Below are 22,775 nucleotides of genomic sequence, written 5' to 3' on the forward strand. Positions count from 1 at the left end.
GCCAGTACAGAATGATGTTGTATTACTTACTTTAGGAAATTCTATGATCAGACTCTCCGTAGCCTTAGTGTTTGTTCCGGCAATATTGTTCGGCAGTGCGGCACAGGCCGCCACAGCGGACGCTGAAGCACAGCTTAAACCTTATCCTCCGGCTGCTGAACATATGCAGCGCCATGTCATGTTGTTGCCGGTACTTGCCGACGAACCACAGCACAGGGTGGAACTGATTATTGGTAAACAGATGCTGACCGATTGTAACCAGGTCCGGCTGGCCGGGGAACTCAGTGAGCAGACCGTCAAAGGCTGGGGCTATCCTTATTATCAGGTCAGCCTGCAGCCCGGGGCGGTATCAACTCGCATGGCTTGTGTCGATACCCCTAAGAAAAATACTCTGGTGACGCTGCCTGCGGCCGGGGAGCAATTACTGCGCTATAACAGTAAACTGCCGCTGGTTGTTTATGCGCCTGAGGGCGTACAGGTCAGCTATCGTGTCTGGCAGGCGGGTAAACAGGTGATCTCTTCTCAGGTCCGTTAATCTGTTTCAGCCAGTAAACGGCTCCGGTGCTCACCGGAGCCGTTTAACCGTCAGGATTTTACTGTTGTCAGTGCCAGCCCCGGTTTCAGTAACGCATACATTGCCCCGGTCACCAGGCTGCCAGTAATAATGGCCAGCAGATACAGTCCCACATGATCAACCGCGTTTGGAATAGCCAGTACAAACAGCCCGCCGTGTGGTGCCATCAGGGTACAGCCAAAATACATCGACATCCCGCCGGCCAGTGCGCCGCCTGTCATTGTTGACGGGATAACCCTGATGGGATCCCTGGCGGCAAAGGGGATAGCACCTTCTGAAATAAAGCACAGGCCCAGAACAAAGGAGGCTTTACCGGCTTCCCGCTCCTGCTGACTGAACTTAGTTTTCGCCAGCCAGGTGGAGATTCCCATGCCGAGGGCCGGAACCATGCCTGAAGCCATAATTGCGGCCATCGGACCGTAGGTATGGGATGCCAGCAGACCGACGCCGAAAGTATAGGCCGCTTTATTGACCGGTCCCCCGAGATCAAAGCATTGCATTGCTCCCAGTAACACCCCCAGCAGTACTGCATTGGCGGTTGTCATACTGGCGAGGAAATTCGTCAGGCCGGCCATTACCCGCGCCACCGGTCCGCCCACCACGAAGATCATAATCAACCCGGTCACCAGAGTGGCCAGTAAAGGGATCACCAGTACCGGTTTTAATGCCTCCATGGACGCCGGCAGACGGATTTTCTGCGTCAGAAAGCGGGCGGTGTAACCGGCCAGAAATCCGGCGACAATCCCGCCGAGAAAACCGGCGCCACCGGTTGCGGCCAGCATACCGCCAATCAGGCCGGGTGCCAGCCCGGGACGGTCAGCAATCGAATAAGAAATATAGCCTGCCAGCACCGGCACCATCAGGGCAAAAGCCGCTTTCCCCCCGATATCCATTAATGCCGCCGCCAGGGTGCCCGGTTGTTTAAATGCTTCAATCCCGAAGACAAAAGATAAGGCGATACATAATCCCCCGGCGACTACCAGCGGTAGCATATGTGACACCCCGGTCATCAGGTGTTTGTAGACGGAGGGCAGTTGGTTTTTTGTCCCGCCACTCCTGCCGGAGGCGGCGGTATTGTACACAGTGGCTGACTCGCCGGCCTGTTGCAGTACCTGCTGCGGGTTTTTCAGTGCCGCACTGGTGCTGGTGCGGTAAATACGTTTTCCCACGAAACGGGATAAATCAGTATCAATATCTGCGGCAATAATGACGACATCTGCCTGCCGGATATCGTCATCACTCAGTAAATCCCGTGCGCCCACGGAGCCACGGGTTTCCACGTTAAGCAGGTAACCGAGCTTTTCGGCGGCGGTTTTCAGAGCCTCTGCGGCCATAAACGTATGTGCGACACCTGTAGGACAGGCGGTTACTGCAACCATTCGCTGACTCATGGAATACACCTTATATTTCAGTTCGTATTATTGGTTTAACAGGTGTTTTAAGCTTACCGGGTACAGAGGCCGGCAGATTATTGTCGTGAATAGGCGGCGGCCTCACGGAACAATTGGTTCGACGGACGAATCCCCGTATAGAGTGCAAATTGTTCAACGGCCTGAATAGCAAACACTTCCGAACCGGTGATCACGGTTTTATTCAGTTCACGGGCACAGTTAATCAACGGCGTTGTTTCCGGCAGGGCGACCACATCAAAAACTATCTCTGCCGCCTGTATCTGCGAGACGGAAAATGCCAGTTTCTCTGCGTCCGGGCTTCCTGTCATACCGATAGGGGTGGCGTTAATCAGTAACTGCGGTTGCAACGATGTCATATCGGTCGCTGAACGAAAACCACAAAGCTCCGCCAGTTCCGCTGCGCTGTCGGCATTGTTACCGATCACCCAGCCGTCTTTAAAACCGGCATCTTTCAGGGCACAGGCGATAGCTTTTGCCATACCGCCACTGCCAAACAGGACAAAACTGAGCTGATTACTGACCTGGTATTGTTTCAGCAGGGCGGCGATCGCAATGTAATCCGTATTATAGGCTTTCAGATAACCGTCAGTATTGACGATAGTATTGACTGAATTAATCGCCGCGGCGGAGGCATCCAGTTCATCGACCAGCGGAATACACTGCTGTTTAAAAGGCATTGAAATCGCACAGCCACGGATACCTAATGCCCTGACACCGCCGATAGCGGCAGGTAAATCGCGGGTAGTAAAGGCCTTATACAGATAATCGAGATCCAGGGCGTCATACAGGTAATTATGAAAGCGGGTACCGAAGTTACTGGGGCGTGCGGCCAGTGACATACAAATGGTGGTGTCTTTATTAATCTGGCGGGTCATACATTACTCCTTGTCGCTCTGTTTTTTTCAGGTTGTCCGGACGGCAGACCACACTGATAAATTTGTTAAAACTTGTCGTCACTCTGATAATGAACTAAAAAGAGGAAGGTAAAAACGGCTATGTTTTTATTAAAGGAGTTCCTCTTTTATGCCGGTAACACGACTTGAACAACATTATCTGAGATTACTGAACTATTTTCCGTCACGGGATATCACTACCACCTTAGGGGCGCTGGCTGATCAGCTGTGCTGTACCAAACGGCACATGCGGTCATTACTTTTAAGAATGCAGGATGCGGGCTGGCTGGAATGGCAGGCAAATGCGGGACGTGGTCATCAGTCGCGGCTGATCCTGCGTTGCAGCGAACAGCAGCTATTGTTAGCAAAAGCGGAACATCTGCTGGATGACGGCGACATTGGCAGCGCCGTGCGGTTACTTGATAATCAGCAGCCGCTGGTGTCGGCATTGCTCAGGAAAAAACTGGGCTACAGTGTGCGCCAGGATCGTCAGTCTCTGCGGATCCCCTATTACCGGACCATGCCGCATCTGTACCCGGGGACCCCTCTGCGTCGTTCAGAAGCGCATCTGGTGAAACAGATTTTCAGCGGGCTGACCCGTATTAATCCGCAAAGTGGCCGGCCGGAAGCCGATCTGGCTCATTTCTGGTCACAGAGCAGTGAGCTGAAGTGGTCTTTTCATCTGCGGCCGGCGGTCCGTTTCCATGATGGTAAAGAACTGACCAGCAAGGATGTGGTGGCCTCATTAATCCGCAGCGCAGAATTACCCTTGTTTTCGCACCTGCGGCAGGTTACGGCACAGGGCAGTCTGACGGTAGTGATTGAACTGAGCCAGCCTGATCCGCAATTACCTTTATTACTGACCGACACTGCTGCCTTGATCCTGCCAGCTGACCATGCCAGCCGCAAAGACTTTGCTGTCAGACCGATCGGCAGCGGACCGTATTTTGTCGCCGAAAATGATCAGTGGCATTTACGGATGCAGGCATTTGATGACTATTTCGGTTTCCGCGGGCTGCTGGATGATATCGAAGTGATTGTCTGGCCTTTATCGGAACAGGGAGAGGCTGCGCCGCCGGCAGAAGCCACCGCGCGGCTGCATCCGGTTGCTCCGGCGGCATGGCTGAGTTCCAGCCTGAGTGATATCGAATACACTTCGGGGATGGCCGCAGGACTGAGCGGCCCGCCGGACGATGTTTCCGGTGAGATGTTTCCCGAAAAAGGCGGTTATTTTTTGCTCTGCGACAGCCGTTCGGCTTACTGGAAAAAACCAGAACACCGCCGCTGGATCCGTGAAGTACTGAACCCTTACGCGCTGATCCAGCGTTTTATTGCGCCGATCCGGCCATTCTGGATCCCTGCAGGCAGCCTGTTACCGGACTGGCTGCACTATATGGATGACGGCCCGGTGACCATTCCGCCATTTACACGCCAGTCAGAGGGCTGCGGGCAACTGACCCTGGCGTATCATCTTCAGCACCCGGAATTTGCCATGCTGGCCTGCGAAATGCAGCATCTGCTGCAGCAACACAATATTACCCTGACTCTGCTCGGGCTGGAGTATCAGCAATGGGCGCGCGGCGATGCGGAAGCCGATCTCTGGCTGGGGACGGTTAACTTTGCGGTCCCTGAAAGCTGGCACGTCGGCAGCTGGCTGCTGGGGATGCCACTGCTAAAACACTCAGTATCCGGCGGGGACAGGCAACGGTTTGCCGGCTGGCAACAGCAGTGGCGGGAGCAGACACTGGGGGCAAAACAACTGACCCGTGAAGTGATCCGCGATGGCTGGTTACAGCCGCTGTTCCACCACTGGATGCGGCTGAAAGGTCCGGGGCAGGCACAGGGTATTCATCTGAATAACCTCGGCTGGTTTGACTTCACCCGCGCATGGATGGTGCCGCCAGCGGCAGACAACTGACCATTACATATAGCTGCCGCGCATCACCTCACCACACAGCAGTGGCGTTTTCGGATACTTTGGCTGCTGCTGGCTGATGGCGGTCTGGCAGCGGGATTCCGTAGAGTACAGGGCGACAGAAAAAGGCAGTACACGGGAGTGAGCAATCATCAGGGCAACAAATCCGGCTATCATCTGAAACCTCCGGTTATAGGATAATAAATCAGCAATTCAGAGTGTAGCTTAACCCCGGCGAATTATTGCAGCGAAAGTGTTTGCAACGGCTAACCCGGGTAACAACCCATGTCCGTAACCCGTATCACCACAGCCGCAGGGCAGCACTTTTGCTCCCCTGCGGTGATGACCGCCGCGGGTTAAAACATTTCGGCCATATTCAGCTGGCTCATCAGCAGGGCATTGGCGCTGTAATCCACAGGGATGGCGATAACCGCCGGGCCCTGAACATCCATTGCGGCACGCAGCGTGCTTTCCAGCGTTTCAGAAGAGGTGACGGCAAAACCTTTGGCGCCAAAGGCTTCAGCGTAGGCTTTAAAATCAATCGGACCAAAATCCACCCCGGAGGTGCGGGCATATTTTTTGTCTTCCTGAATCGCCACCATATTGTAGCAATTATCCACCCAGATAATATGCAGCAGGTTAACGCCCAGCCGGACTGCGGTTTCCAGCTCCATACTGGACTGCATAAAACCACCGTCTCCGGACACAGACACCACTTTACGCTGCGGGTCAACCAGTGCGGCACCAATCGCCCATGGCAGTGCCACGCCCATGGTCTGCTGCCCGTTGGAGATCAGCACCTGACGGGCACGGAAACTGTAAAGGTAACGGGCAATCCAGATATGGAAGCTGCCCATATCCACGCACAGGGTGACATCGTTATTCACGATATCCTGCATTGCCCTCACCAGCCGTAACGGATGGATGGCAAATTGCTGCAGGCTGTGACCCTTGCGCGACAGTAACTCACGTTGCTGCTGGCGTTCCTGCAAAATGGCGGCTGTGCCGCTGCTTAATATATAACGCTGATCAATCTGTCCGGCCAGCAAATCGACGGTCTCTGCAATATCGCCGATTAATTCAACATCCGGAGAGTAATTACTGTCATTTTCGGCCGGCAGCACATCAATATGCACCAGTTGTGCCGCGCCGCGGTTCCATTTTGCCGGTTCATATTCTACCGGACTGTAACCGACAGTAATAATCAGGTCAGCATTACGCAGTAACTGGTCGCCGGCCTGGTTATTAAATAAACCGACACGGCCGGCAAAGCGTGAGAAGTGATCCTGATCGATCACCCCGGCAGCCTGATAAGTGCTGGTCACAGGGATGTCGCTTTTTCTCAGTAACTTGCGTACGGCATCGGCGTTACGTGTCTGGCTGGCCATCAGACCGAGCAGCAATACGGGGTTTTTGGCCTGACGGATCAGTGCGGCAACCTGATTAATCTCTTTTTGTGGTGCGCTGCCAAGTGCCGGCAGGCGTGCGCTCAGCACATGTCCGCTGGCGGGCTCGTTGACAATATCCATCGGCAGGCTGATAAATGATGCCCCCGGACGACCAAACTCAGCGGCACGGAACCCGTTAGACAGGACTTCGGCAATCGCCGATGAGGAGGTAACTTCGGCCGCATATTTGGTGACCGGACGGAACATCGACACGGTATCCATGGTCTGGTGTACCTGTTTCAGATGGTCCTGCCGGCTAACGGCCCCGCCGATGGCGACAAAGGGGTCACCTTCGGAGGTGGCAGTGGCGGCACTGGTAATCAGGTTTGAACACCCCGGGCCTGAAGTGACCAGCGCCACACCGGCTTTACCCGTCAGACGACCAATGGCCCCGGCCATAAATCCGGCGTTTGCTTCCAGCCGCACCGGAACAGTGATAATCGGAGAGTCTTCCAGAGAGTCAAATACCCGGTCAATTTTCGCGCCGGGGATACCGAACACATACTTAACTTGCTGCTCTTCCAGCTGAGCGACCACCAAATCTGCGCCGCATTTCCACCCGGTTTTTTTCTCAGTATCTTTCACAGTAAAATCCTTACTTAGCCGTTACGCGCAGAGGGTTAACCTTCCACTGACTGGATAGCCGCACTGAGATCGTCCGGATTCAGATCGGCGTTACGGAAATCGTTATCTCCGGGGAAATCAATCAGCAGTTTTTCGATAGTGCCAAACGTCAGTTTCCCTTCACTGACCTGGTAATCGAGCACATGGCCGCCGCTGCTGCGCTGCTGATTAATAAAGTGTTCGTGGTAACCCGCCACATTAATGCCTTGCATATACTCGGGCGTCAGAAAACCAATCAGCACGCCGTCCTGGCGCTGAATATGAAATACCGGCTGTTCTTCAACAGCCTGCATCATCGGTTTATAAGGACGGTGCTGTTCCGGCACGGTACGGGTATCTACCTTTTCGAAATGACCGTCGATGCGCAGGGCACAAAACAGGTTTTTACTGGCGACCGTTTCGTCAATAATCTGATGGATCTGCTGGCGGGTATGGGGGCGGTCAATAGTATATTCATGGGTCGGGTTGAAAAAAGTCATCACCGCGAACGGCGTTTTCTGGTCCGGGTGGGCGCTGCGTGCACTGCCATCGCTGCGTAACTGAAATACGTCACTGTTAAAAGCGATCATTTCACCATCCAGATGATTAAAGGTGCCGAGCCCGAAATCCCCGTGCTCCAGTAATTCACGGATTGTGGTATCGCCTTCATAAACACCGCTCAACAGGGCGCTCATCAGGGAAGCCTGATAAATGACATTCTCACCCTGTTTTTTTTCCAGTCTGAGTGCTGCCCGGGTGATATCGCTGATGCAGCTGCATCCGCAACTTGCTGTTTCCATGATTATTTCCTGCGGTTTTTTGCTTAACCTTGTGGCCTAAAGGTTGACAGGTCACCGCAGATAATTCCAATATGATGCAGTACCCACTTTGAGACGTTTTTGATATGGAACTGCGCCATTTACGCTATTTCGTTGCGGTGGCAGATGCGGGGAATTTCACCCGTGCTGCCGAAAATCTCGGGATATCACAGCCCCCCCTCAGCCAGCAGATACAGAGGCTTGAACATGAAATAGGCAGCCCGTTACTGCGCCGTCTGACCCGCAGTGTCGAACTGACCGATGCCGGCCGCGTGCTATATGAAGATGCTATTAAAATATTGAAAATGTCTGATGCCGCCTTTGAAAAAGCCTGCAGTGTCGGACGCGGGCTGAGTGGCTGGCTGCGGATTGGTTTCGCCTCATCAACGGCCCTCAATCCACGGGTGTTCACTTTGCTGCACACTTTCCGCGACCATTATCCGATGATCAATCTGCACCCCGGTGAACTGCATATGTCAGCGCTGGTGGATGAACTGCTGAAGGGGGCGATTGATCTGGCCTTTATCCGGCTGCCCTGCGCCCGCAGCAGAGAACTGGAGTACCGGATCATTGATAATGAAGAGATGGTGGTTGCGTTACCCGCTAATCATCCTCTGGCGGCGAATCATCAGCTCAGCTCTCTGGCTGAATTACGTAACGAAACGCTGATTATCTTCCCGCGCGAGATCTCTCCGGGGCTGTATGATTCGGTGATCAATGCCTGCAGTGATGCAGGTTTTACTCCGTCCAATGTTGCGCAATCACCCCAGACCACCTCGGCTATCAGCATGGTCGCCACCGGTTTTGGTTATACGATAATACCTGCGTCGCTGAGTAAAATTGATCAGGCCAACGTACGCTACCTGCCGGTAAAAGGCACTCCGCTGACCGCCCAGGTTGCACTGGCATGGCGGCGACATAATCTGAGTAAAGCCGGAGAACATTTCCTGGCGTTATTATAAAAAAGCCCGTGGCAGGATTGCCACGGGCAGGGCGGAGTTAACGGCTGAAATCCCTGTCTTTAATAATGCGCAGGGGTTCGATATCGCTTTCTTTTTTAATCACCAGTGTCGGGTCGGAACGCAGACAGGCTCCGCCATAGTGGCCGCCGACCGTAAAGGTACAGACCTGAATATAGCGTCCGGCCACCTGCGGTAAACACCATAGCTGCTGATAAATATTAGTCTGATGAGCAAATTTACCGGCAGTCTCATCCAGCATTTGCTCCTGATGGCTGACCAGCCCGATATTACTGCCACAGCGCCCGCCGATAGGTTTGATGGCGTAGCCGGTCTGTTGCAGTTCCTGATTTACGGTGAAATCTGTATCCAGCAGGTATTTATGATGCGGAAACAGGGACCAGAGGATCGGCAGGATAGCTTTATTGCCCGGAATAACAGTCCACAGGGGTTCAAATACCATCACCTCTGGCCGTAATAACACATCCATCAGCCGCACCTGATCGGCTTCACCGGTACGTACCGGCAGGGTAGCGGTGGCATCGTTTTCTGTTTCCTGACGCAGCTGTTCCAGCACCGTTTCCCAGGCCCAGGTTTTCCAGACACAGTTAACTTCCCGCTGGTCATCGTCAATCAGTAATCCGGTCGCACTCCAGTGTAACTCAACGAGACCATGAAGAATTTTACTGTCAAAACCGGCATCGGTTAACGCCTGCTGCATCAGTAATGCATGATAATTTTCTTCAGCATCCTCGTCCTGCAGAATATGGACAAACGGCAGCGCATCGCTGTGTTTCCAGGCCGCTGAAAGGTTTTCCACCAGCCGGCGACAGGGATCTTTTCCGGCACTGACTCCGCCCTGTTGCGCCCATTTCCCGAGGATCACTCCGGCTTCCGTATGACATGAAGCAGAATCGGCATTGTATTCGTACACTTTCAGCCCGCGTTCATCCAGACAAAAATCAAGTCGTCCGGTCACCATATGGTGACGCCGCCGCTGCCATGACAGACGCAGCCGTGGCCAGAGGATTTCCGGGATATCAAACAGGCGCAACAGGGCATCATCCCGTAACACCTTATCGGTAGCGTGCAGGTACATCAGATGCAGTTCGTTGGTTGCCCTGATCAGTTCCTGTTCGGCACTGCGTGAAAGGGTGAAATACTGGTGAGGATCGGCGTTAATTATATGACCATGGCTGGCACGGATATAGGCCGACTGAACAGGATCGTCTTCATTCAGCCACGGACCGGAAAACTGGCCGTTATCCCTGATTCTGTGCGGGTGGATTGCCAGTAATTTACCGGCAGTCACCGGTTCCGGCAGGCTGTCACTGTTATCACAGGTCTGTATCATCCAGCCGAGGATTTGCGTATCGTCAAAGGTATCATCAATAAAAAACAGGCCATTCTGTCGGCGCAACGGCAGTTGCCGGGTCCACTGTTGTCCCGCGGGCAGCGGACTGTGGATAACATTTTGTTCGACAATTTGCACTTTATCGGCAAATACCCGCGTAATCATCGCGACGTGGCCGGTATCAGCAAATTCGCCGCCCTGTTGCCAGATTAATAATGCACCCGATACAGGAGGGCGCGGACAGCCGTTGGCAAAGGCCTGCAACGGCAGAATATCGTCATTGATGACCTGGCGCAGAAAACGCAGAGAAAAAATCTCATAAGCCATTCTGACATCGGTAAACACCATACCGTAATTGAGATACAGAAAACGTCTGGCAAATTCCACGCACTGCCATTTGTAGCCCATAAATTCATTACCGAGGAAACTGCGTAATGACGAGTCATCCGGATACTCTTCACTGTCCAGTGAGTCGTAATCGGAGGAGTAAATCGCTACGCCGCCGGGCGCGTAACCGAGCAGGGTACCGAACGGGGCGTGATTATTAGTGAGATCCACAGTCATACTTTTGCCTTATGCCTTACAGAAAAGCAGCCGCTAATCGCTGCTGTTCACAGAGAGCACCGCCGCAGTCACCTGAAGACGGGCTGACGGCGGCACATTGGCCCGGAGCAAGGTGCTGTGCCGGATGGACAGCAGATGGGGCGGGTATTATCAGCATAGCACTGTTTTCTGCCGGCGGAACCTCGATCCCCTTCCGATAATTAAGTGACAGTGTCACGCATTGTCTGCCGGAGGCCGTTCAGAGGGCGATAGTCAGTTCACCGAGCTTACTGACCAGTGCCATATTCTCCCGGTAGTCCACCGGGCAGGCGATGACTGTCACGCCGTCTTCTGCGAGGGCACGGTTCAGTGCCGGTAACAGCTGTGCTGCTTCGGCGATCAGACAGCCGCGAGCCCCGAAGCTCTGCGCATATTTCACAAAGTCCGGGTTACCAAAATCCACCGAATCATGGGCACCTTCTTCCATATCCATTTTCCATTTAATCAGTCCGTAGCTGCCGTCTACCCAGACCAGCACCACCAGCGGGATCTGTTCACGTACCGCTGTTTCGATCTCCTGAGAGTTCATCATAAAGCTGCCGTCACCCATTACCGCCAGCACTTTACGCTGTGGAAAAGCCAGCCTGGCCGCCAGCGCGCCGGGTAAAGAAAAAGCCATCGTTGACAGGCCGTTCGAGGTCAGGCAGGTCAGAGGCTGCCAGGCCGGGTATAGGCGGGATACCCACATTTTTATTGCCCCTGTATCGGCCAGCACAATATCATCATCCCCCATCGCAGCGCGGATATCCGCGACTATCCGCTGAGGTTTGAGGGGAAAGCTGTCATCCTGCTGACCGTTATCCAGCTCCTGCTGGCGTAACTGACGAATACGGGCGGTAGCCGGCTGACTGTGTAACGGTGCTTCCCCCAGTGCCCGGCCCAGGGCCTGCAGACTGAGGGTAATATCGGCCACAATACTGATATCCGCCACATAATGCTGATCGGTATCCGGAAGGAACGTATTGATATGGATGATTTTTTTATCAGCATCCGGGTTCATTCGCTGGGGGGCGAACTCCTGTAACTCATAACCGACAGACAAAATCAGGTCGGCCTGATCGAACGCGAAGTTTTCGTAATCATGACGCATAAACCCCATAACACCCAGCGCCTGTGTACTGCGGTCACTGATCACCCCTTTTCCCATAAAAGTGGTGGCGACAGGCAGCTGGTAGTGTTCCGCAAAATGGGTCAGGGCCTCAGAAGCGCGGTTACGGGCGACGCCGTGGCCTGCCAGAATCACCGGGAAGCGGCTGTTACGCAGTAATTCTGCCGCCTGATGTATCGCGGCATCTTCCGGGGCTGAGCGGCCTGTCACTGAGGGCATTAACGGGGTGAGTGTTGCGTCCACCGGCATGGCTTCAACATCCTGAGGCACCGCCAGATAAGTGGCGCCGGGACGTTCCTGTTGGGCCAGCTGAAAGGCTTTACGCACCATTTCGGCGGTGGCGGCCGGGGTATAAATAGTCTCAGCCCAGTGGGTTACCGGCCTGAACATGGCGACAAGGTCGATAATCTGATGTGATTCTTTATAAATCCGGTTCAGACCGACCTGGGCAGAAATAGCCACCAGCGGACTGGAATCGGTCTGGGCATCGGCGGTTCCCAGCAGCAGATTAATTGCCCCGGGGCCGAGGGTTGCGGTACAGACACCGGCTTTTCCGGTCAGGCGGCCATAAATATCGGCCATAAACGAGGCTGCCTGTTCATGACGTACCAGGATAAAACGTATTTTATCGGAAGCGGTGACAGCCCTGACAAACTTAATATTTTCCTCACCCGGAATACCAAACACATATTCCACCCCTTCTGCTTCGAGACAGGACACCATAAATTCTGCGACATTGCTGGTTTGAGTCGTCATACAACACCTCCGGGAGACTGGTTATCAGGTAACCCTGGTGCGGAATGCTAGCTACCCCCCGAGGTAGTATAATAATCCGCCCATGGTCAGAATTGAGAACAGAGTACTGAAGAAAAGAATCGACGCCATTTCCTGCTCTGCGGTTTTATACTGCACCGCCAGGATGACGCAGACTGATGCGGTGGGGATGGCCATACTGATCACCGATAAATTGAGCGTCTGCTTATCCGCATGCATCCACAGGGCAAGGGCCATAATCACCAGCGGTAAAATAATATTTTTGGCAATCACTGACAGGATAACGCCGCGGTTAAAAACCACATGGTAGGAATAAAGAATAACCCCGGAGGCAAACAGAGCAACACCGCCGGTGGTGCCGCCCAGCAGCTGTAATGCATTGCGGAACTGATCGGGAATATGCAGGTTGCACAGCAGTAACACCAGCGCCAGCAGCGGGGCCCACACCACCGGTTCTTTTAGCGTATGCACAATATGCTGTATAAATCCGGCGTCTTTTCTGTCAGGTGCACCAGAGGAAAGTATCAGTAACGTCAGCGGTACCTGGAACAGGTTCATAATAATGCTGCACAGGGCGATCGGCAGGGTACTGATGGTGCCGTATAAATGGCCGAGTACCGGAACACCGACAAAAGGCACCGCCGGGCCGGCGATTGCCAGAGCCAGTAACGCGGCAACCCCCGCGGCCTGGCGAAACACCAGCCGTGCCAGCAGAAACACCAGTAAATATCCGCCAGCCATCCCTGCCAGCAGAATCAAGGCAATTGTTCCTTGTGAGAGCAACACGGACCGCGATAATCCCATCATTCCGGCAAATAATGTCAGGGGCAGTGCATACAGCATCACCATCCGGTTCAGAACCGCGCCTTGCCCGGCGTCAAAGTCATGGTGCCATCCGGCGACAAACCCCAGCATCAGCGTTACAACAATCGGTAACAGAGCCGCAATTATCAATTCAATCACAATATTCTCCCTGCAGATAAGCCGGTGACATTATTTAGCATGCTGTCCGCGGCCGGCAGCAACCTATAAAGTAGTCCTGATTGACAGTTCTGTATACGGACTGAAACGGGCGCGGGCACAAACCTCCGGCAGTTATGTTGTAAGGTAAATAAATATTATCTGTGGCCATCGCCGGATAAACGCAGTGTTATATGCGCTGATCAATGCCTGACAGCAGGGACTGCTGCTAAGGGCGGGGGGCCGCAGAGTGCAGGGCTGGCCGGCAACAGGGATACTTTCAGCCAGGCGGATAAATTAATGTAAGCTGAGGTGTCAGGGCCTGTTGCCTCTGCCGGCTTCAGCTCAGAGTGTTGCGGCCGGTGTTTTTCCGCAAGCGGCTGATAAATTACCGCTGCAAATCCTCCTGGCGGGGACTATATTTACTGCACGGTAACCCTAATACCGTTATCCATCCCGTATAATTCTGTTTACTGATCCGGAAGATAATACTATGGAATTAAAGGATTATTATGCCATCCTGGGCGTTGAACGTACCGACGACCTGAAAGCGATTAAAACGGCTTACCGGCGGCTGGCCCGCAAATATCACCCTGATGTCAGCACCGAAAAAGATGCTGAAACGCGGTTTAAAGAAATCGCGGAAGCTTATGAAGTCCTCAAAGATCAACAACGCCGCGAAGAATATGACCAGCTGTGGCAGCACCGTAACGATCCCCGTTTTAATGCACACCAGTCTGGCGGACAGTCTCAGCACAGCTACGGTGACGAGCACAGTGCCGATTTCTCTGATTTCTTTAGTTCGATGTTCGGCCAGCAGGGCCGCCAGTCTCGTCAGCAGCGTCCGCAACGCGGACAGGATATTGAAACCGAAGTTGCTGTGTTTCTGGAAGAAGCACAAACCGGTGAAACCCGGACTATCCGTTATACACTGCCGGAGTATGACGTCTTTGGCTCAGTGATCCGCGAAACCCCTAAAACGCTGAAGGTGAAAATTCCTGCCGGGGTCGGTGACGGCGAGCGTATCCGGCTGAAAGGGCAGGGAGCACCGGGGAGTGCCGGCGGACCGGCGGGCGACCTCTATCTGGTGGTCCGTATTGCGCCGCACCCGTTATTTGATGTGGTGGGTAATGATCTGGAAGTGGTATTGCCTCTCGCCCCCTGGGAAGCGGTACTGGGGACCAAAGTGGCGTTACCCACCCTGCATGACAGCATTCTGCTGACCATCCCTGCCGGTACTCAGGCCGGTAAACGCCTGAGACTGAAAGGGAAAGGATTATCCGGTAAAAAACAGCAGGGGGATTTGTACGCAGTGATCAAAATAGTGGTCCCTGCAACCACGGATGAAAAAAGCCGTGAGTTATGGCAACAGCTGGCGGAAGCCGGATCCGGCTACGATCCGCGGCAGGGATGGGGGAAAAAATAATGGCTACCGTCAATATCCGCTTTACGGTCACTGAATTTTGCCAGCATACCGGACTGTCCCGGACCGAACTGACGGAGATTATCGGGCTGGGTGTACTCCGTCCGGCAGAGCAGGAGACTCCGTCCGCGGAATGGCGCTTCGATGACCAGGCGATCGCTGCCTTTCACCGGGCACAGCGTCTGCAGCGTGAGCTGGAGCTGGACTGGCCGGGGATTGCCGTCGCATTATCATTACTGGACCGGATTGACCGGCTGGACAGGGAAAACCGCCGCCTCAGTCAGCGATTATTACGTTTTATTGCCGATTAATCCCGGCTGTTTCGGCCCCCTGATATGCACAGGAATCTGAGATGACGATGATGCGGAGCGATAAAATGGGCAAAAAACTGTATCTTTTGCAGGTCACTACGCCGGGCCGGATCCTTGAACTGGATCCTGACACTGGCGGATTACGAACCCTGGTTGCCGGGCTTAACACCCATCCGGACGGTATTGCAATCGATCCTCTGAACCGGCGCCTGTTTGTGACTTATATGGGGGCTGCGACCCGCGCCGATAGTTCGGAGTTTTTCCAGGCCGACGGGCGACTGGAGTCGATGACCACAGAAGGCCGTGATCGTCGTCTGCTGGCGGGAAACGGGATCTTTGTTACCGGTAAGCAGTTAATCCATGATGCGGAAAACGGTCTGTTGTACTGGTGTGACCGTGAAGGAATGCGGGTTTTCTGTGCCAGGGAAGATGGCAGTGACCTGAAGGTGCTGGTACAAACCGGCCTGTTTCCGGCCGATAGCGGCGACTATACTCGGCATTGTGTGGGGGTGGCGATAGACAATCAGCAGGGCTATATTTACTGGACCCTGAAAGGGCCGCCGAAAGGGGGACAGGGACAGATCTTACGTGCCGGGCTGAGGCTGCCCCGCGGTTCAGAAGCCAGTAATCGTCCGGATATTGAAGTCATGCTGTCAGGACTGCCGGAACCGATTGACCTGGACTATGATGCTGCCCGCGGGATCATGTACTGGACGGATCGTGGTGACGACGCCAGCGGGGGGAACTCTCTGAACTGTGCCCGGCTGGTGGATGGCCGTTTGACCGACCACCAGATCCTGGCGCGCGGGTTACAGGAAGCGATAGCCCTGGTCAGAGATGCGGACAACCGCCGGATGTGGATCACCGACCTCGGCGGTAATGTCTGGGAATATTCCCTGAGTCAGGGGGGCCCTTTACGCAGTATCGCCAGGCTGGGGGCGCTGACGGGGATTACTTATGGCTGAATCCGTTGCCGCGGCTATCGGTCCTCATCCGGCGGCTATAAGCGGCAATGATCACCCGCTCCGAATGATGCAGATAATCACTCAGTAATTCTGCTGCGGTATCCGGTTGTTGCTGTTCCAGCAGAGTGGTGATCTGCCCGTTCATCGGCAGATAGGGGGAGTGCAGAAACTCAGCATCATCCAGCAGACCAAACGCCAGCCGTAATTCAGCCAGCAGGTGATCAAACAGTGCAATAACACGCGGGCTGTCGGTCAGTTCAGCAATCGCACGGTGAAAGTCCATATTGGCAGTGCCGACCGCTGCCCAGTGTTTTTTTTGCTGATAAGCTTCTGCCTGGCTGACCGCACTGCGCATCCGTTTCACCGCCGGATGCAGCGGATACGCCAGTGACACAGCCCTGCATTCAATCAGTTTACGTACCCGGTAAATATCAATAATCGTTTCCAGTGTCGGGACAATCACACTGACCCCGCGGTGAGGAATATGCTGCAACAAGCCCTCTTTGATCAGCACTCTGAAAGCTTCGCGCAGGGTGTTCCGCGAGACGTTCAGCTGTTCACAGAGACCGGCTTCTGACAGGTGCATCCCCGGCGCATATTTTCCGTGAACTAATTCATTTCTTAACTGATCGGCAATCCGGTCAGCCAGATTTTGTGGGGATAACCCGGGAACAGGAGTATTAACCATAAGCTCTGCAATATTGATGATATTCACTTCACATTCTCATATCAGGCAGGAAAATGCCAAATAACCCGTCCTGACCAGCGGTTATCCGCTAAATGCACCTTTATGGTGCTATCTGCCCCCTTGCCTGCACTATAAAAGTGCTTCCCTGGCAGGCCGTTGCGGGCAGAGCCGGTCCGCTAGTGGAACACAGCCCTGAATATTGTTCAACAATATGGCTGGCGGAGGTAAACAACCGCCTGCAGGGGCAGGAGAATACTGGCACGGGCCTTGCTTGTGACAGTAAGACAACCAATAAAAATATATGCAGATGACCTGAAAAACGGGCCGTGTGATATACGGCCTGCAACACCGGACGGCAGGGGACGATTATGTGGTTAAAAGAAACAAACAGCAGCGAGCGCAAGACACTGGCGGCGGCATTTATGGGGTACGGGATCGATGCGTTCGATTCAATGATCTATACCTTTATGATCCCGACCTTTATTACTCTGTGGGGCATGAGTAAAACAGAAGCCGGATATATTGCAACCGGCGCGCTGATTTCGTCGGCGATCGGGGGCTGGATAGCCGGAATTCTGGCCGACCGTTATGGCCGTGTCAGGATCCTGCAACTGACCGTATTATGGTTCAGTTTCTTCACCTTATGCAGTGGCTTTGTCACATCCGCCGAGCAATTGTTATTTACCCGTGTTATGCAGGGGCTGGGTTTCGGCGGAGAGTGGTCGGTCGGGTCAGTACTGATAGCCGAAATGATCCGTGCGCGGCATCGGGGGAAAGCTGTCGGACTGGTACAAAGCAGCTGGGCGGTTGGCTGGGGTATTGCGGCTATCGCTTACTGGGCAATATATGCGCTGGTGGATGCGCAATATGCCTGGAGAGTGCTGTTCTGGGTCGGGGCATTACCCGCATTACTGCTGGTTTTTCTGCGCCGGCAATTGCAGGATCCGGAGATTTTTGTTGCTGCCCGCCGTCAGCGGCAGGCCACCGGACAATCTGCCGCCGGTTTTATGCAGATCTTTCATCCGCGGATACTGCGTATTACTCTGCTGGCCAGTCTGCTGGCAACAGGTATGCAGGGAGCTTATTATTCCGTGACAACCTGGTTGCCGACCTACCTGAAAGCAGAGCGGCACTTGTCGGTACTCAATACCAGCGGCTATCTGGTGGTCCTGATTGCCGGTTCGTTTGCCGGGTATCTGACCAGTGCCTGGCTATCGGATTATTTAGGCCGCCGGCGCTGTTTTATTCTGTTTGCCGTCTGCGCTATTTTGCTGGTGTGCGGCTATACCTTACTGCCGATCACTAACCAGGTGATGATGATCCTCGGTTTTCCGCTGGGCTTTTTCCTGTCGGGGATTTTCTCGGGAATGGGGGCCTATCTCAGTGAACTTTTTCCCGGCCATATACGTGGTTCTGGTCAGGGGTTTTGTTATAACGCTGGCCGTGCTATCGGCGCTATTTTCCCGGGGATGGTCGGCTTTCTCAGCGGTTATATCCCGCTGGGGACCGCGATTGGTTATATGGCGGGAGGCAGCTATCTGCTGGTGATTATCGCCTGTCTGGCTCTTCCGGAAACCCGTGGGATGGCGCTTAATCAGGATCAGCCATCCTGATCACTGTTTTCGCGGCGCGACAGAAAAAACGGTTTCGCCGCAAATACCGATATAACGGAGATAAGCATGTCAGCAGATAATGATACAGCTGTATATCAGGGGGTAACCGCCCCGGTTGCCCGGGCAGCATTTCGTCAGGGGCGGGTGATGCCGACTGCCGGTATTGCCCCCGGCATGACCCAGGCCAATATGATTGCTTTACCGGCCGACAGGGCCTGGGATTTTTTGCTGTATGCGCAGCGTAACCCCAAAGCCTGTCCGGTACTGGATGTGATAGAAGCCGGAAAAACAACGACCCCGCTGGCAGCAGGCGCAGATATCAGCCGCGATCTTCCTCTATACCGGGTCTGGCGGGATGGCGCACTGGCCGAAGAAATTGCCGATGCGTCGTCACTCTGGGCACAGCATCCGGATCTGGTGACCTTTCTTATTGGCTGTAGTTTTACCTTTGAGACACCGTTGCAGCAAGCCGGTATTGAGATCCGGCATATTAGCGCCGGTTGTAATGTCCCCATGTATCGCACTAACCGTCAGTGTCGTCCGGCGGGATGTTTACAGGGCGAAATGGTGGTTTCAATGCGGCCGGTGGCGGCGGATCGGGTAGCAGATGCGGTGGCAATCACTGCCCGCTATCCCGCAGTACATGGTGCGCCGGTACATATTGGTGAGCCTGCGGCACTGGGGATCCGTGATCTGGCGCAGCCTGACTTCGGTGATGCCGTACAGATTAAACCGGGGGAAATCCCCGTGTTCTGGGCCTGCGGAGTGACTCCCCAGGCGGCAGTGATGGCCTCGCGGTTACCTTTTGCTATCAGCCACGCTCCGGGCCATATGTTTATTACTGATATCGCCGACAGCAGCTTTCATGTATGACAACGGATTATTCCCTGTCATGGGGGGACTGACCGGCCTGCGGGCCGGCAGCAAGGGCAGCGACAGTCTTTTCACCACTGGCATCCAGTGGCAGGTAAACCAGCAACCTCGAACCATCGCGTGGTGCTGAATACCAGTTCATCTGCTGCAGAGTAATAGTACCAAGTTGCGGATGGTTAAAGTTCTTTATATGATTTTCGATGCTGCGGATTTCATAGTGCTGATTCCACAATTCATGAAACCGCGGAGATACGGTAAAAAAACGTTCCAGCAGCGTATCCCAGCGCGGGTCCCCGCGGTATTCTGCCATTCCGGCACGGAAATAAGCGACAAATACGGGTAACACTTTGTCTTCCCCACAGAAACGGCTGCGCCATTCGGCACTGGTCAGGTACTGATAAATACAGTTGCGATCTTCCGGCGGTACCTGATCCAGGTCGACGCCCATTAACCGGCAAAAACTCTGGTTATAGCCAATCAGATCAAAATTAGGCCGTTCCAGTGCTGCCGGATTAGGCATCAGCGATCGTAGCAGCCGCTGGGAAGCGGGCCCGGCTTGCTGACACACGGAAGAAGGCGGCTCTCCGGGCACCGGCAGTCCCGCCAGTATAAACAGGTAGCGGGTTTCGGCCGGGGTACATTGCAGTGCCTGGCTGACCGAGGCCAGTACGGCAGCCGAAGGTTTCATCTGCCGGCCCTGTTCCAGCCAGGTATACCAGGTCACCCCGACATCGGCCAGCATGGCCACTTCTTCCCTGCGCAGACCGGGTGTCCGGCGACGGCCACTGCGCGGTAATCCAAGCCTTTGAGGATCAAGACTTTCTCTGCGGGTACGTAAAAAGGTGGCCAGCAGCTGGCGGCTGTTTCTTTCAGGAGAACTGAGGGTGGCCTGGCGGGTGATGATAGTCACTGAAACTCCTGCATAGTAGTGCCAGTACCAGTATAAACAGCTACTGGTACCCTGTTAAATTATCGTCAATACTACGGCCAGAAAGTGAATCACGCAACGGAGTTTCAATGAACGCTTCACCTGCCTCGCCGGGGAAAATCGGCCTGATACTGTTATTAACCGCCCAAATGCTGCCACTGATCGATACGTCGATTACTAATGTGGCACTGGACTCTATTACCCGTTCTCTGGCGAGTACTGCCACAGATCTGGAGCTGATTGTCGCCCTGTACGGGGTGGCATTTGCTGTTTGTCTGGCCGTCGGCAGTAAACTGGGTGACAACTATGGCCGGCGGCGGGTACTGCTGGCCGGGGTGGTTATTTTTGGTATTGCTTCATTATTTTGTGGTCTGGCCGGAAGCGTCAATACCCTGTTAGTGTCGCGGACAATACAGGGGGCCGGAGCGGCATTAATTGTCCCGCAGATCCTCGCCACTCTGCATGTGACGCTGAAAGGCACTGCCCATGCGCGGGCGATCAGTCTGTACAGCGGGATCGGCGGTATCGCCTTTATTATCGGTCAGATGGGGGGCGGCTGGCTGGTTTCGGCGGATATCGCCGGTCTGGGCTGGCGTAATGCCTTTTTTATTAATGTTCCTATTTGCCTGCTGGTATTGCTGTTCAGCCGACACTTTATTCCTGAAACCCGCAGTGACAGGGCATCACGTATCGACTGGCAGGGCACATTGTTACTGGCAATCATTCTTTGCTGTCTGTTGTTTCCGCTGGCTCTCGGCCCCTCTCTGCACTGGCCGTGGCAAATGCAAGTGATGCTGCTGATTACTGTGCCACTGGCATTACTGATGCGTAAAGGGGCGCTGGCCCAGCAACAGCGCGGTCAGCAGCCGCTGTTACCGCCGCATTTGCTGAAACTGCCAGGGGTACGCTTTAGTTTATTGATCGCATTTCTTTTTTTCAGCTGCTGGTCAGGATTTATGTTCTGCATGGCACTGACGTTACAGGCCGGTGCCGGAATGGGGCCCTTACAGTCCGGAAACAGTTTTATTGTGCTGGGAGTGGCTTATTTTCTGTCGGCTCTCTATGCCCCGAAGCTGATCCGTCGTTATTCGACGGCCCCGGTGTTACTGACCGGCATTTTAATTCAGGTCAGCGGGGTATTGGTGCTGATGATGACCCTCTGGATACTGGGGAATTCAACCGGCGCCCTGGCTATCGCCCCGGGCAGCATTTTACTTGGGCTGGGTCAGGCAATTATTGTTAACTGCTTTTACCGGGTAGGGATGCGGGATATCCCGGCCAGCGATGCCGGGGCCGGAAGCGCGATTCTCAGTACCCTGCAGCAGGCAGCCCTTGGATTAGGTCCTGCCGTTGCCGGTGCAGTTTACCTGCATCAGTATCATCAGCAGGGCAGTTACCCGCAGGCGATGGCCGGGTTTCTGGCCGCCGAAGCGCTGGTCATGCTGATTCTGGCAGCGGCAACCCTGATAAAACGTAAATCTCTTGCAGAACCGGCACCGGCCGGACAGTAAATGGCGGCAGCGATGGCACTCAGGCACAGTGCTATCCGGTCAGGGGCTATTACCGGCCATATTGTGTTCGCCGCCTGCTCCCCCGGCAGGCGGATGGGTCGTAAATAAGGAAGCGGGTAGTGCTGAAAGAAAATTTTAACGAACTACAAAACTTTCTGGTGGTAGCCAGGGAACGCAGCTTTACTAAAGCCGCGGCCCGGTTAGGAGTATCCCAGTCGGCGCTGAGTCACGGGATGAAAGCCCTGGAGAACCGCCTTAACCTGCGGTTGCTGACACGAACTACCCGCAGTGTGGCACCGACTGAGGCCGGAGAACGGCTGATTGCCTGCCTGGCACCGCGCCTGTCGGCACTGGAACAGGAGTTTGATGCCCTGTTACAACTGAGTGGTCAGCCGACAGGCAGTTTACGGTTGTCTGTCAGTGAGCATGCGCTGGAAAGCCTGCTATGGCCTAAAATAAAGCTCTTTACCCGCCAGTATCCGCAAATCAGTATTGAACTGGTGGCCGATAACCGTTTTATCGATATTGTTGAGCAGCGGTTTGATGCCGGAGTCCGGCTCGGGGAAAGTATCGAAAAAGATATGGTGGCAGTACCTATCGGCCCCGATATACGGATGGTGGTTGCCGGTTCTCCGGACTACTTTGCCGCACGGGGGATCCCGCAGACTCCGCAGGATTTACTGCAACACCAGTGTATTAATATGCGCCTGCCCGGAAGCGGTGCATTGTATCACTGGGAATTTGAAGCACAGGGCAAGCCGCTGCGGGTACGGGTTAACGGGGCACTGATCATCAGCAGCCTTTCACAACGCATTGATGCAGCGCTTTGCGGGCTGGGACTGGTATTTGTCCCCGCGGACCAGATATCAGAGGCGATTGCCGGGGGACGGTTACTGACGGTACTTGATGACTGGTGCCCGGCTTTTGCCGGGTACTCTCTCTATTATCCGAGCCGAAGACAGCACCCGGCAGCATTTTCCCTGCTGATTGAAGCACTGCGCCACCGGCCAGAGCTTTCGCCGACGCAGGCCGGAGTGTAGCA

At 54.4% G+C, this 22,775-nt stretch carries 20 protein-coding genes; 10 read left to right on the top strand and 10 right to left on the bottom strand.

Annotated elements, in window-relative coordinates:
* Positions 1–43: 43 nt before the first annotated feature.
* The gene (gene eco, locus JK216_RS06670) at positions 44–535 is read left to right on the top strand and encodes a serine protease inhibitor ecotin (protein ID WP_212708842.1); all 492 of its coding nucleotides are present in this window, start codon (positions 44–46) and stop codon (positions 533–535) included.
* A gap of 50 nt (positions 536–585) precedes the next feature.
* Here eco and JK216_RS06675 read toward each other — a convergent pair whose 3' ends face one another.
* Positions 586–1,965, bottom strand: a complete 1,380-nt coding sequence (locus JK216_RS06675) for a fructose-specific PTS transporter subunit EIIC (RefSeq protein WP_212708841.1) — start codon at positions 1,963–1,965, stop codon at positions 586–588.
* A 77-nt stretch (positions 1,966–2,042) separates the two neighbouring features.
* Positions 2,043–2,861 carry a shikimate 5-dehydrogenase gene (locus tag JK216_RS06680; protein WP_212711286.1) on the bottom strand — a complete coding sequence of 273 codons (819 nt, stop codon included), beginning with the start codon at positions 2,859–2,861 and terminating at the stop codon, positions 2,043–2,045.
* 148 nt (positions 2,862–3,009) lie between these two features.
* Between JK216_RS06680 and JK216_RS06685 the strand changes: the two genes are divergently transcribed.
* Positions 3,010–4,797 carry an SgrR family transcriptional regulator gene (locus tag JK216_RS06685; RefSeq protein WP_212711287.1) on the top strand — a complete coding sequence of 596 codons (1,788 nt, stop codon included), beginning with the start codon at positions 3,010–3,012 and terminating at the stop codon, positions 4,795–4,797.
* 3 nt (positions 4,798–4,800) lie between these two features.
* On the opposite strand, the gene JK216_RS06690 is transcribed toward JK216_RS06685, so the two are convergent.
* The 3 genes from JK216_RS06690 to budA form a co-directional block, all read right to left on the bottom strand.
* Positions 4,801–4,971 carry a hypothetical protein gene (locus tag JK216_RS06690; RefSeq protein ID WP_212708838.1) on the bottom strand — a complete coding sequence of 57 codons (171 nt, stop codon included), beginning with the start codon at positions 4,969–4,971 and terminating at the stop codon, positions 4,801–4,803.
* A 179-nt stretch (positions 4,972–5,150) separates the two neighbouring features.
* Positions 5,151–6,827, bottom strand: a complete 1,677-nt coding sequence (gene alsS, locus JK216_RS06695; RefSeq protein WP_212711288.1) for an acetolactate synthase AlsS — start codon at positions 6,825–6,827, stop codon at positions 5,151–5,153.
* Positions 6,828–6,862: 35 nt separating this feature from the next.
* Entirely contained in the window at positions 6,863–7,645 is a 783-nt protein-coding gene (gene budA / locus JK216_RS06700) for an acetolactate decarboxylase (RefSeq protein ID WP_212708836.1), read from the bottom strand.
* Between the two features lie 104 nt (positions 7,646–7,749).
* Between budA and JK216_RS06705 the strand changes: the two genes are divergently transcribed.
* Positions 7,750–8,625, top strand: coding sequence for a LysR family transcriptional regulator (locus JK216_RS06705; protein WP_212711289.1), 876 nt, complete (start codon positions 7,750–7,752; stop codon positions 8,623–8,625).
* 37 nt (positions 8,626–8,662) lie between these two features.
* Here the strand turns inward: JK216_RS06705 and gss are convergent, their stop codons facing one another.
* From gss to JK216_RS06720, 3 genes are all read right to left on the bottom strand, one after another.
* Positions 8,663–10,540: a bifunctional glutathionylspermidine amidase/synthase gene (gss, locus tag JK216_RS06710; protein ID WP_212711290.1), complete on the bottom strand. Its 1,878-nt coding sequence runs from the start codon at positions 10,538–10,540 to the stop codon at positions 8,663–8,665.
* Positions 10,541–10,778: 238 nt separating this feature from the next.
* Positions 10,779–12,443 (bottom strand): acetolactate synthase large subunit, encoded by a 1,665-nt coding sequence (locus JK216_RS06715; protein ID WP_212708833.1) that lies wholly within the window; start codon positions 12,441–12,443, stop codon positions 10,779–10,781.
* A 51-nt stretch (positions 12,444–12,494) separates the two neighbouring features.
* Complete coding sequence (locus JK216_RS06720) at positions 12,495–13,424, bottom strand: AEC family transporter (protein WP_212711291.1); 930 nt, start codon at positions 13,422–13,424, stop codon at positions 12,495–12,497.
* 490 nt (positions 13,425–13,914) lie between these two features.
* Between JK216_RS06720 and cbpA the strand changes: the two genes are divergently transcribed.
* From cbpA to JK216_RS06735, 3 genes are read left to right on the top strand one after another with little or no spacing between them, the layout of a single operon-like run.
* Positions 13,915–14,847, top strand: a complete 933-nt coding sequence (cbpA, locus tag JK216_RS06725; protein WP_212708831.1) for a curved DNA-binding protein — start codon at positions 13,915–13,917, stop codon at positions 14,845–14,847.
* The gene (gene cbpM / locus JK216_RS06730; RefSeq protein ID WP_212708830.1) at positions 14,847–15,155 is read left to right on the top strand and encodes a chaperone modulator CbpM; all 309 of its coding nucleotides are present in this window, start codon (positions 14,847–14,849) and stop codon (positions 15,153–15,155) included. The genes cbpA and cbpM overlap by 1 nt, the downstream gene beginning before the upstream one ends.
* 41 nt (positions 15,156–15,196) lie before the next feature.
* The gene (locus JK216_RS06735) at positions 15,197–16,120 is read left to right on the top strand and encodes a hypothetical protein (RefSeq protein ID WP_212708829.1); all 924 of its coding nucleotides are present in this window, start codon (positions 15,197–15,199) and stop codon (positions 16,118–16,120) included.
* Here JK216_RS06735 and JK216_RS06740 read toward each other — a convergent pair.
* Positions 16,107–16,835 (bottom strand): GntR family transcriptional regulator, encoded by a 729-nt coding sequence (locus tag JK216_RS06740; protein WP_343876580.1) that lies wholly within the window; start codon positions 16,833–16,835, stop codon positions 16,107–16,109. The two genes, JK216_RS06735 and JK216_RS06740, sit on opposite strands and share 14 nt — an antisense overlap.
* A gap of 341 nt (positions 16,836–17,176) precedes the next feature.
* On the opposite strand from JK216_RS06740, the gene JK216_RS06745 reads away from it, so the two are divergent.
* Positions 17,177–18,421: an MFS transporter gene (locus tag JK216_RS06745; protein ID WP_249213130.1), complete on the top strand. Its 1,245-nt coding sequence runs from the start codon at positions 17,177–17,179 to the stop codon at positions 18,419–18,421.
* A 66-nt stretch (positions 18,422–18,487) separates the two neighbouring features.
* Complete coding sequence (locus JK216_RS06750) at positions 18,488–19,294, top strand: putative hydro-lyase (protein ID WP_212708828.1); 807 nt, start codon at positions 18,488–18,490, stop codon at positions 19,292–19,294.
* Positions 19,295–19,301: 7 nt separating this feature from the next.
* Here the strand turns inward: JK216_RS06750 and JK216_RS06755 are convergent, their stop codons facing one another.
* Positions 19,302–20,204 (bottom strand): helix-turn-helix transcriptional regulator, encoded by a 903-nt coding sequence (locus tag JK216_RS06755; RefSeq protein WP_343876581.1) that lies wholly within the window; start codon positions 20,202–20,204, stop codon positions 19,302–19,304.
* 107 nt (positions 20,205–20,311) lie between these two features.
* On the opposite strand from JK216_RS06755, the gene JK216_RS06760 reads away from it, so the two are divergent.
* The gene (locus JK216_RS06760) at positions 20,312–21,733 is read left to right on the top strand and encodes an MFS transporter (RefSeq protein WP_212708827.1); all 1,422 of its coding nucleotides are present in this window, start codon (positions 20,312–20,314) and stop codon (positions 21,731–21,733) included.
* A gap of 119 nt (positions 21,734–21,852) precedes the next feature.
* Positions 21,853–22,773 carry a LysR family transcriptional regulator gene (locus tag JK216_RS06765; protein WP_212711292.1) on the top strand — a complete coding sequence of 307 codons (921 nt, stop codon included), beginning with the start codon at positions 21,853–21,855 and terminating at the stop codon, positions 22,771–22,773.
* The last annotated feature ends 2 nt before the right edge of the window (positions 22,774–22,775 follow it).

The organism is Tatumella sp. JGM94, assembly GCF_018257595.1.
GTDB classification, from domain to species: Bacteria; Pseudomonadota; Gammaproteobacteria; order Enterobacterales; family Enterobacteriaceae; genus Tatumella; species Tatumella punctata.

Bases quoted from the DNA above. Each gene is read 5' to 3' on its own strand.
- eco (WP_212708842.1), top strand. From the start codon at position 44: ATGATCAGACTCTCCGTAGCCTTAGTGTTTGTTCCGGCAATATTGTTC.
- JK216_RS06675 (WP_212708841.1), bottom strand. From the start codon at position 1,965: ATGAGTCAGCGAATGGTTGCAGTAACCGCCTGTCCTACAGGTGTCGCA.
- JK216_RS06680 (WP_212711286.1), bottom strand. From the start codon at position 2,861: ATGACCCGCCAGATTAATAAAGACACCACCATTTGTATGTCACTGGCC.
- JK216_RS06685 (WP_212711287.1), top strand. From the start codon at position 3,010: ATGCCGGTAACACGACTTGAACAACATTATCTGAGATTACTGAACTAT.
- JK216_RS06690 (WP_212708838.1), bottom strand. From the start codon at position 4,971: ATGATAGCCGGATTTGTTGCCCTGATGATTGCTCACTCCCGTGTACTG.
- budA (WP_212708836.1), bottom strand. From the start codon at position 7,645: ATGGAAACAGCAAGTTGCGGATGCAGCTGCATCAGCGATATCACCCGG.
- JK216_RS06705 (WP_212711289.1), top strand. From the start codon at position 7,750: ATGGAACTGCGCCATTTACGCTATTTCGTTGCGGTGGCAGATGCGGGG.
- gss (WP_212711290.1), bottom strand. From the start codon at position 10,540: ATGACTGTGGATCTCACTAATAATCACGCCCCGTTCGGTACCCTGCTC.
- JK216_RS06715 (WP_212708833.1), bottom strand. From the start codon at position 12,443: ATGACGACTCAAACCAGCAATGTCGCAGAATTTATGGTGTCCTGTCTC.
- cbpA (WP_212708831.1), top strand. From the start codon at position 13,915: ATGGAATTAAAGGATTATTATGCCATCCTGGGCGTTGAACGTACCGAC.
- cbpM (WP_212708830.1), top strand. From the start codon at position 14,847: ATGGCTACCGTCAATATCCGCTTTACGGTCACTGAATTTTGCCAGCAT.
- JK216_RS06735 (WP_212708829.1), top strand. From the start codon at position 15,197: ATGACGATGATGCGGAGCGATAAAATGGGCAAAAAACTGTATCTTTTG.
- JK216_RS06745 (WP_249213130.1), top strand. From the start codon at position 17,177: ATGTGGTTAAAAGAAACAAACAGCAGCGAGCGCAAGACACTGGCGGCG.
- JK216_RS06750 (WP_212708828.1), top strand. From the start codon at position 18,488: ATGTCAGCAGATAATGATACAGCTGTATATCAGGGGGTAACCGCCCCG.
- JK216_RS06760 (WP_212708827.1), top strand. From the start codon at position 20,312: ATGAACGCTTCACCTGCCTCGCCGGGGAAAATCGGCCTGATACTGTTA.